Consider the following 3,839-nt stretch of genomic DNA (forward strand, 5'->3'; position numbering starts at 1 on the left):
GACTGATTGTAAGCCAATTATCGTTTTTTTACTCCCGGCTTCCTTACAAATTGAGAGATTTGGGTGTGTGTGATGGAAAGCAAAAGTAACTTAACAAACGTAAAACTTGGCGAAAACGTCAAGGTATATGACTTTGTCAATGCCTATGGATGCGAAATTGGAGATGGCACGAAAATAGGAGCATTTGTTGAAATCCAAAAAGGAGTGAAAATCGGGAGAAACTGCAAAATTTCCAGTCACTCTTTTCTTTGTGAAGGAGTGCATATAGCCGACGGCGTTTTTATCGGACATGGTGTGATGTTTACGAACGATATGTTTCCGCGGGCTGTCAATCCAGATGGCACGCTGCAAACCGAAGCCGAATGGAACGTAATAGAAACATTTGTTGAAGAACGGGCTTCAATTGGTTCAGGAAGCACCATCCTGCCTGGTATCACAATTGGAAAAGGTTCCTTGGTTGGAGCTGGCAGTGTCGTTACACAGAATGTACCTGAAAATTCAATCGTTGCCGGAAACCCCGCAAAGGTAATCCGCTACATCAAGGAATGAATCTCGCCTTTTCTTGCCAAATAAATTTCTATTAGGAGGACTGATGAATGTTACGAGCAGGAGTCATTGGCTGCGGCTACTGGGGACCTAATATAATCCGTAATCTAGATGCTTTGCCAGAAGTTGACCTTATCTACATCGCTGATTTGAATCAGGATCAGTTAACAAAACAGCAAGCTTTATACCCTCACGTTAAAACCACCACTAACTATCAGGATATTATCCAAGACCCTTCAATTGACATCGTACTTATTGTCACGCCAGTAAATACCCACTATCATTTTGCCAAAGAAGCTCTCGCAAATGGCAAGCATGTTTTTATTGAAAAACCTTTGACCAATTCTGTTAAGAGTTCTGCGGAACTATGTAAACTGGCTGAATCCAAAAATCTGACACTTATGGTTGGCCATACATTCGTTTACACGAGTGCTGTACGCAAAATGAAAGAAATTATTGATTCAGGAGAAATCGGAAAAATCCAATATATTTCCTCCCACCGTTTAAATATGGGCTTATACCAAAAGGATATAAACGTTTTATGGGATTTAGCGCCACATGACTTATCCATCGTTGACTATCTAATCAATGGACAAATAACAAAGGTGGAGGCCTTTGGGCAGCGGGATATCAACCCACAGCTGGAGGATACGGCTTATCTCAATCTAACCTATTCAACTGGCGAGAAGGTCTACATTATGAATAGCTGGCTATATCCCGAGAAAGTCCGGAAAATGGCTGTCATCGGTACTAAAGGGATGATGATTTATGACGACATGGAACCCGAGAAAAAAATTAAGGTTTTTTTAAAGCATGTTGATTGCTCACAGGATGATCATGGAGCTGTATCCTATCATTACGCGAATGAAAAAGAATATACACCACAACTTGTTTTAAAAGAAGCCTTACATGTTGAGCTTTCTCATTTCGCTGATTGTGTATTGAATAAAAAAGAGCCACTGAGCAGCGGAAATAAAGGTTTGAACGTTGTAAAAGTACTTGAGGAAAGTGATTTATTATTAAGGGGAAATAGCGAATGACGATACCATTTTTAGATTTGAAAGCCCAATATAAAAGCATCAAAGGGGAAGTAAAGGAAGCAGTAGAACAGATCTTTGAAACTTGTGCCTTCGTTGGCGGCAAAGAGGTCGAAGCCTTCGAAAAAAACTTTGCAGATTACTGCAACGTGTCTTACTGTGTTGGTGTCGGGAATGGGACAGATGCCTTATGGCTTACCCTAAAGGCAATGGATATTGGCCCTGGTGATGAAGTGATTGTTCCTGCGAATACGTTCATTGCCACCGCAGAAGCCATTTCCGCAGTTGGGGCACAGCCAGTATTCGTCGATCATGACAAAGATACCTATACGATCAATACCGGAGAAATTTCAGCTAGAATTTCAGAAAAAACAAAAGCGATCATTGCTGTTCATTTATATGGACAGCCTGCTGACATGGATCCAATTTTGGAAATCGCAGCTAAACATGGCATCAAAGTGATTGAAGATGCTGCTCAAGCACACGGCGCTGAGTACAAAGGCCGCAGGATCGGCTCGATCGGGGATGCGGCATGCTTCAGCTTTTATCCGGGCAAGAATCTGGGCGCATATGGAGATGGCGGTGCCGTTGTGACGAATGACCAAAAACTCGCAGACCAGGTACGCTTGCTTAGCCAGCATGGCAGCAAAGTGAAGTACTCTCACGAAATTGCTGGTTATAACAGCAGGTTAGATGGAATTCAAGCAGCCATTCTAAATGTGAAGATGAAATATATTGAGCAATGGACTGAAGCTAGAAGGAAAAACGCATCTCTTTACAGGGAACTGCTGAAAGATACAAATTTGATTCTCCCAATTGAAAAGGAAGATGTGAAACACGTATACCATCTATTCGTCGTTCGCGTTAAGGATCGTGATACCGTGCAACGACTATTGCTCGAGCGCGGCATTCAAACAGGCATCCATTATCCCACACCTATCCACCTCACCGAAGCCTATAAAGGACTTGGAATTTCCGCAGGTACATTCCCGATTAGCGAAGAATATGCCAGCGACCTATTGTCACTCCCAATGTTCGCAGAGCTAACAAAGAAACAGATCAAGGAAATATGTAAGGCTTTGAAGGACATTGTCAACTAACGGAAACCCCTCTCTTCTTTTTCTATTTTCAACAATGCAATGAATTTGCTGATTCCTAAGTTCAATTGAGAAATCTCACAATCTTCTCGAACAGAATCACATATAAGGTCGTTCATCTGTATAATGTACAAACCAACTTATTTGGAGGAAAGGCTATTGAAAAAAGTACGCAAAGCCATCATTCCCGCTGCAGGTTTAGGCACTAGATTTCTTCCGGCGACTAAAGCGATGCCAAAGGAAATGCTTCCGATTGTCGATAAGCCTACTATTGAATATATTGTGGAAGAAGCCGTTGCATCAGGAATTGAGGACATCATCATTGTAACAGGCAAAGGAAAAAGAGCCATTGAAGACCATTTTGATGTAGCACATGAACTGGAGCGGAACCTTTTCGAGAAAGGAAAAATGGATTTACTGAAACGGGTTCAGCATCCCTCTGAGTTAGCTGACATTCATTATATCCGCCAGAAGGAACCAAAGGGATTAGGACATGCCGTATGGTGCGCAAGAAATTTCATTGGCGATGAACCGTTCGCTGTTCTGCTCGGAGATGATATCGTTCAAAGCCATACGCCTTGTCTAAAGCAGCTGATCACGCAGTATGAAGAAACGCACTCAAGCATCATCGGAGTGAAAAAAGTTCCGGATAACGAGACCCATCGCTATGGCATCATTGATCCTGCAGGTCAAGACGGGAGAAGATATCAAGTCAATCATTTTGTGGAGAAGCCTCCTTCGGGGACTGCACCTTCAAACCTGGCGATCATCGGCCGTTATATCTTAAATCCTGAAATTTTTAAATTCCTCGAACAGCAGAAAATTGGTGCAGGCGGCGAAGTCCAGTTAACGGACGCAATACAGCAATTGAATCAAATCCAAAGGGTGTTTGCTTACGAATTCGAAGGCAAGAGATATGACGTTGGTGAAAAAATGGGCTTTGTCCAGACAACGATCGACTTTGCCCTCCAGCGCGAGGACCTGAAGGATGACGTAATCGCTTATCTGGAAAAGGTTTTGAAGGAAGTAAAAAACGCAAAAAACTAAATACAAATAAACCTATATAACATTGGTTATATAGGTTTATTTATATTTGTCATAAACTCAGTGCCAATCCCCATCGAACATGCGCTGCAAAACGAGGATAAAAGCTTTGGTC

General features: G+C 42.2%; 4 protein-coding genes. All 4 read left to right on the top strand.

Translation table 11 applies throughout. The features are described from left to right. Positions 1–72 precede the first annotated feature (72 nt). The gene (locus WB217_RS01660; protein WP_423990051.1) at positions 73–549 is read left to right on the top strand and encodes an acyltransferase; all 477 of its coding nucleotides are present in this window, start codon (positions 73–75) and stop codon (positions 547–549) included. Between the two features lie 47 nt (positions 550–596). Beyond that, the gene (locus tag WB217_RS01665; RefSeq protein ID WP_423990053.1) at positions 597–1,586 is read left to right on the top strand and encodes a Gfo/Idh/MocA family protein; all 990 of its coding nucleotides are present in this window, start codon (positions 597–599) and stop codon (positions 1,584–1,586) included. Next, positions 1,583–2,683, top strand: coding sequence for a DegT/DnrJ/EryC1/StrS family aminotransferase (locus WB217_RS01670; RefSeq protein WP_423990055.1), 1,101 nt, complete (start codon positions 1,583–1,585; stop codon positions 2,681–2,683). Before WB217_RS01665 ends, WB217_RS01670 begins: the two co-directional genes overlap by 4 nt. A 156-nt stretch (positions 2,684–2,839) precedes the next feature. Further along, positions 2,840–3,727, top strand: coding sequence for a UTP--glucose-1-phosphate uridylyltransferase GalU (galU, locus tag WB217_RS01675; RefSeq protein ID WP_423990057.1), 888 nt, complete (start codon positions 2,840–2,842; stop codon positions 3,725–3,727). Positions 3,728–3,839: the final 112 nt, after the last annotated feature.

Source organism: Mesobacillus sp. (assembly GCF_049588175.1).
Taxonomy (GTDB): Bacteria; Bacillota; Bacilli; order Bacillales; family Cytobacillaceae; genus Mesobacillus.

What these genes read in the sequence shown, in the direction of transcription:
- WB217_RS01660 (WP_423990051.1), top strand. Translation starts at nt 73, where the DNA reads ATGGAAAGCAAAAGTAACTTAACAAACGTAAAACTTGGCGAAAACGTC.
- WB217_RS01665 (WP_423990053.1), top strand. Translation starts at nt 597, where the DNA reads ATGTTACGAGCAGGAGTCATTGGCTGCGGCTACTGGGGACCTAATATA.
- WB217_RS01670 (WP_423990055.1), top strand. Translation starts at nt 1,583, where the DNA reads ATGACGATACCATTTTTAGATTTGAAAGCCCAATATAAAAGCATCAAA.